Here is a 4,557-nt window from a genome sequence, read left to right as displayed (position 1 = left end):
TCATGAGCGTCTCGTGGGCTCGGAGTTGTGTTTAAGAGACTGGGCTCAGCGTCCCCAGCCCCTTCAGTGGGCTTCGCCGTGTCAGCCCGGCGGCTTTAGCCCCGGGCACGCACCGAGCGGCGGGACCGGCGCATCGGGGTCTGCTCCGTACCGCGATCCCAGCCCGCTTCAGCGGGCTTTTCCTTGTCAGCCCGGCGGCTTTAGCCGCCGGGCACGCGCCGAGTAGCGGGATCCTTCGCACCACCCATCCCGGACTCAGACCACACTGCCAGCCCAACCCCCACCCGGCCATTTCGGAGCAATGACCCCTTGACACTAGCACGATTGTTCTATACTGTACGTACAGTCTTGCCTGTCGAATTGGGCCCGGCTCGTTCGACTACGGTATGAGAGCGACAGCCGGAGGCAGTGGTAGGGAGCGCTCAGGAAGGAGCCTTGGATGAGCGGAGTCCGTGTCCTCGTCGGGACACGCAAGGGGGCTTTCATTCTCACCGCGGACGGTAAACGCGATCGGTGGCAGGTCACCGGTCCCCTCTTCGGGGGCTGGGAGGTCTACCACATGAAAGGCTCACCGGCCGATCCGAACCGGATCTACGCGGCGCCGTCGCTGAGCTGGTTCGGGCAGCAGATCCAGCGCTCCGACGACGGCGGCGAGACGTGGGAGCCAGTGGGCAACGAGTTCATCTACGACGGGGACACCGGGACACACCAGTGGTACGACGGCACCCAGCATCCTTGGGAGTTCTCGCGGGTCTGGCACCTGGAGCCGTCGCTGACCGACCCCGATACGGTCTATGCCGGCGTGGAGGACGCCGCGCTGTTCCGCTCCACCGATGGTGGCCGCACCTGGCAGGAACTCTCCGGACTGCGCTGCCACGATACCGGTCACCTCTGGCAACCCGGCGCCGGTGGCCTGTGCCTCCACACCATCCTGCTCGATCCCAGCAACCCCGAGCGCATCTTCGTCGCGATTTCGTCGGCCGGGGCCTTCCGCACCGACGACGGCGGCACGACGTGGCGGCCGATCAACCGCGGCCTGCGCTCCGACTACATCCCCGATCCGGACGCGGACGTCGGCCACTGCGTGCACCGGATTGCGATGCACCCGTCGCGGCCGAACGTGCTCTTCATGCAGAAGCACTGGGATGTGATGCGTAGCGACGACGCGGGCGACTCGTGGCACGAAGTGAGCGGAAACCTCCCGAGCGACTTCGGCTTCCCGATCGAGGTCCACGCGCACGAGCCGGAGACGATCTACGTCGTCCCGATCACGAGCGACCATCAGCACTACCCGCCCGAGGGGAAGCTGCGGGTCTACCGAAGCCGCACCGGCGGGCATGAGTGGGAACCGCTGACCAAGGGCCTGCCGCAGCAGAACTGTTACGTCAACGTGCTGCGCGATGCGATGGCCGTGGACCAGCTCGACCCCTGCGGCATCTACTTCGGGACCACCGGCGGGCAGGTCTACGTGTCGCCCGACTCCGGCGATACCTGGATGCCGATCGTCGAGAACCTGCCGGCAGTCGTGTCAGTGGAAGTCCAGACACTGCCATGATCCGCGTGGTGCTCCCGCCCCACTTGCAGATCCTGGCGCGGACGGGCCGCGAGGTGACGGTCGAAGTCGAGGGGCCGGTGACGCAGCGCGCGGTGCTCGACGCGCTGGAAGCCGCCTACCCGGTCCTGCGCGGCACGATCCGCGACCACATCACCAAACGCCGCCGGCCTCTGGTGCGCTTCTTCGCGTGTGAGCAGGACCTGTCGCACGAAGAGCCGGATGCACCGCTGCCCGAGGCGGTGGCATGCGGCGACGAGCCGTTCATGATCGTCGGCGCCATCGCCGGCGGGTAAGGAAGAAGCGAGGGAGACCCGTGCGATACATGCTTCTCATCTACGGCGACGAGCAGGCGCTCAGCGACGACGAGCGGCAGGCCTGCTATCAGGAATCGACGGAGCTGGCACACCAGCTCGCGCGAGAAGGGCACTTCATCGCGACCGCCCCGCTGCACCCGACGTCGACGGCGACCAGCGTGCGCATCCGCGACGGTAAGCGGCTGGTCACCGACGGCCCGTTCGCCGAGACCCACGAGCAACTCGGCGGCTTCTTCATGATCGAGGCCAACGACCTCGACGAGGCCATCGCCATCGCGTCGCGAATCCCGGGCGCGCGCTGGGGCACGGTCGAGATCCGACCCGTCATCGAGCTACCCGGCCTGCCGGAGGAAAAGTCCTCGGCCGATCTGGGCGCGCGGCCTGCGCTGTAACCGATCGTCCTCGTGCCGGCACCACGAAAGGAGCTTCATCATGGCACACGGTGCGCGCGGCACAGGCGGTGACGTCACGAGCGGGTACGCCCCCGTCAACGGCCTCCAGATGTACTACGAGATCCATGGCGCCGGGCAGCCGCTGGTCGTGCTGCCCGGCGCCTACATGACGATCGAGCTCATGGGGGAGTACATCCCCACGTTGGCAAGGACACGACAGGTCATCGCAGTCGAGCTCCAGGGACATGGGCACACGGCGGACATCGACCGGCCGATCACGTACGAGTCCCTGGCGGACGACACGGCCGCGCTGCTGCGGCACCTCGGGATCGAGCAGGCCGACGTGTTCGGCTACAGCATGGGAGGCACCGCGGCCCTGCGGGTGGCGATGCGGCACCCAGCGCTCGTGCGCAAGCTGGTGTTCGTCTCGGGCTCGTTCAATACTGGCGGTCTCTACCCTGAGCTGCTGGCGACTGTCGAGCAGATGACGCCCGACTGGTTGGAAGGCACGCCCATGCGCGAGGCCTACAACCGGACGGCGCCCAATCCCGAGGCGTTTCCCACGTTGATGGCGAAGGTGAAGCAGCTCAATCTCGCGCCGCAGGACTGGCCCGCCGAGGAGATCCAGGTGATCACCGCACCGACCATGATCGTCATCGGCGACTCCGACGGAACTCGTCCGGAACACGCAGTGGAGTTGTTCCGGCTGCGTGGCGGCGGCGTGTTCGGCGACATCGTCGGGCTCCCAGCCGCCCAGCTCGTCGTCCTCCCCGGCACGTCGCACCTTGGCATCCTCGACCGCGTTGGCTGGTTGGTACCGATGATCGAGGCCTTCCTCGACGCGCCCATGCCGGAGCAGGCGTGATCGGCCAGGAGTCCGGCGCGCCCGGTATCGAATTCGGACGTCCCCGAAGGACTACTGAGCAACGTGGCCCCTCCACACCACGGCTTACGGCCGTGGCAGGCACGAGGGGACACCGCAGGAACCGGGACGGACCCAGAACCACCCGGGACAACGATGTTGGCTCGCCCACACGAGGGAGGTTCACCATGGCGAGTGGCGGACCAGCGGCTGACCTGATGGCCGTGATCGACGACGCGCATCGAACCCCGGCGGCGTGGGAGGACACTCGCGGCACGCTGGAGGCGGCGCAGTGGTTCTGGCTGGCGACGGTGCGGCCGGACGGCCGACCGCACCTGGTGCCCCTGCTCGCGATCTGGATGGACGACGCCCTGCACTTCGCCGCCAGCCCCAACTCGCGCAAGGGGCGGAACCTCGCCCGCGACCCGCACTGCACCATCGCGACGCGGGAGCACGGCGTCGACCTCGTGATCGAAGGCGAAGCGGTGCGCGTGACGGACGAGTCCCGCCTCCGCCGGATCGCCGCTGCGTACGCAGCCAAGTACGGATGGCAGGTCGCGGTGCGGGACGGTGCGCTCTACGGCAACGGAGCACCCACTGCCGGCCCACCCCCGTACGCGGTCTACGCACTCACGCCGGCGACGGCCTTTGGATTCCCGGCGGGCCAGCAGTTCCCGCCGACCCGATGGCGCTTCGCCAGCGGGAGCGACTAGCACGCATCGCCTTACGAAGGGAGCACCCGATGGGACGCGTGTTTGCATCGATGTCCACGTCGATCGACGGCTACATCACCGGCCCGAACGATCGCCTCGAGATGCCCCTCGGAGAAGGCGGCGATCGGCTCCATGAGTGGCTCTACGATCTGGAAAGCTGGCGCAAGCCCCACGGCCTCGAAGGTGGAGAGGTCACCACGGACGGCGACCTGCTTGACGAGGCCATCCAGCGCACCGGCGCCGTGGTGATGGGCCGGCGCATGTTCGACTTCGCCGAGGGACCGTGGGGCGAAAACCCGCCCTTCCACGTGCCCGTCTTCGTGGTAACCCACCGCGCGCGGGAGCCGCTGGTCAAAGAAGGCGGCACGACGTTCACCTTCGTTACCGACGGAATCGAGCCCGCCCTGGAGCAGGCCCGCGCCGCCGCGGGGGATCAGGACGTGTCGATCGGCGGCGGAGCCAGCGTCATCCAGCAGTACCTGCGGGCCGGGCTCCTCGACGAGATCCACGTCTCTCTGGTGCCGGTGCTGCTGGGAGGCGGGAAGCGGCTGTTCGACCATCTCGACGAGACGCCTATCGAGCTGGAGCGGACGCAGGTGGTCGCGTCGTCCGGCGTCACCCACCTCCAGTTCACTGTCGTGCGATGAGGGATATGCCGCCTCGGGCCCCCCCCCCCGGGGGCCCGCGCGGGGGGGGGGGAGGGGGGCGGTGGGGGGCGGGG

6 protein-coding genes are annotated in these 4,557 nt (G+C 68.2%); all 6 read left to right on the top strand.

Annotation, left to right across the window (positions count from 1 at the left end; translation table 11 throughout):
* Positions 1-439 precede the first annotated feature (439 nt).
* The 6 genes from IRZ30_RS15885 (at position 440) to IRZ30_RS15860 (ending at position 4,483) form a co-directional block, all read left to right on the top strand.
* Positions 440-1,555: an exo-alpha-sialidase gene (locus IRZ30_RS15885; protein ID WP_294086540.1), complete on the top strand. Its 1,116-nt coding sequence runs from the start codon at positions 440-442 to the stop codon at positions 1,553-1,555.
* Positions 1,552-1,848 carry a MoaD/ThiS family protein gene (locus IRZ30_RS15880; RefSeq protein ID WP_294086538.1) on the top strand — a complete coding sequence of 99 codons (297 nt, stop codon included), beginning with the start codon at positions 1,552-1,554 and terminating at the stop codon, positions 1,846-1,848. The genes IRZ30_RS15885 and IRZ30_RS15880 overlap by 4 nt, the downstream gene beginning before the upstream one ends.
* A gap of 20 nt (positions 1,849-1,868) precedes the next feature.
* Positions 1,869-2,261, top strand: a complete 393-nt coding sequence (locus IRZ30_RS15875) for a YciI family protein (protein ID WP_366945369.1) — start codon at positions 1,869-1,871, stop codon at positions 2,259-2,261.
* A gap of 40 nt (positions 2,262-2,301) precedes the next feature.
* Positions 2,302-3,126 carry an alpha/beta hydrolase gene (locus IRZ30_RS15870; protein ID WP_294086534.1) on the top strand — a complete coding sequence of 275 codons (825 nt, stop codon included), beginning with the start codon at positions 2,302-2,304 and terminating at the stop codon, positions 3,124-3,126.
* Positions 3,127-3,311: 185 nt separating this feature from the next.
* On the top strand, positions 3,312-3,836 hold the full coding sequence (locus IRZ30_RS15865) for a pyridoxamine 5'-phosphate oxidase family protein (protein WP_294086532.1): 525 nt from the start codon (positions 3,312-3,314) through the stop codon (positions 3,834-3,836).
* Positions 3,837-3,865: 29 nt separating this feature from the next.
* On the top strand, positions 3,866-4,483 hold the full coding sequence (locus IRZ30_RS15860; protein WP_294086530.1) for a dihydrofolate reductase family protein: 618 nt from the start codon (positions 3,866-3,868) through the stop codon (positions 4,481-4,483).
* Positions 4,484-4,557 lie beyond the last annotated feature (74 nt).

The sequence above is a fragment of the Sphaerobacter sp. genome (assembly GCF_019683595.1).
Taxonomy (GTDB): domain Bacteria; phylum Chloroflexota; class Chloroflexia; order Thermomicrobiales; family Thermomicrobiaceae; genus Sphaerobacter.
Note: the sequence above shows the minus strand (reverse complement) of the source record. Positions and strands in the feature narration are given on the sequence as shown.

Bases quoted from the DNA above. Each gene is read 5' to 3' on its own strand.
- IRZ30_RS15885 (WP_294086540.1), top strand. From the start codon at position 440: ATGAGCGGAGTCCGTGTCCTCGTCGGGACACGCAAGGGGGCTTTCATT.
- IRZ30_RS15880 (WP_294086538.1), top strand. From the start codon at position 1,552: ATGATCCGCGTGGTGCTCCCGCCCCACTTGCAGATCCTGGCGCGGACG.
- IRZ30_RS15870 (WP_294086534.1), top strand. From the start codon at position 2,302: ATGGCACACGGTGCGCGCGGCACAGGCGGTGACGTCACGAGCGGGTAC.
- IRZ30_RS15865 (WP_294086532.1), top strand. From the start codon at position 3,312: ATGGCGAGTGGCGGACCAGCGGCTGACCTGATGGCCGTGATCGACGAC.
- IRZ30_RS15860 (WP_294086530.1), top strand. From the start codon at position 3,866: ATGGGACGCGTGTTTGCATCGATGTCCACGTCGATCGACGGCTACATC.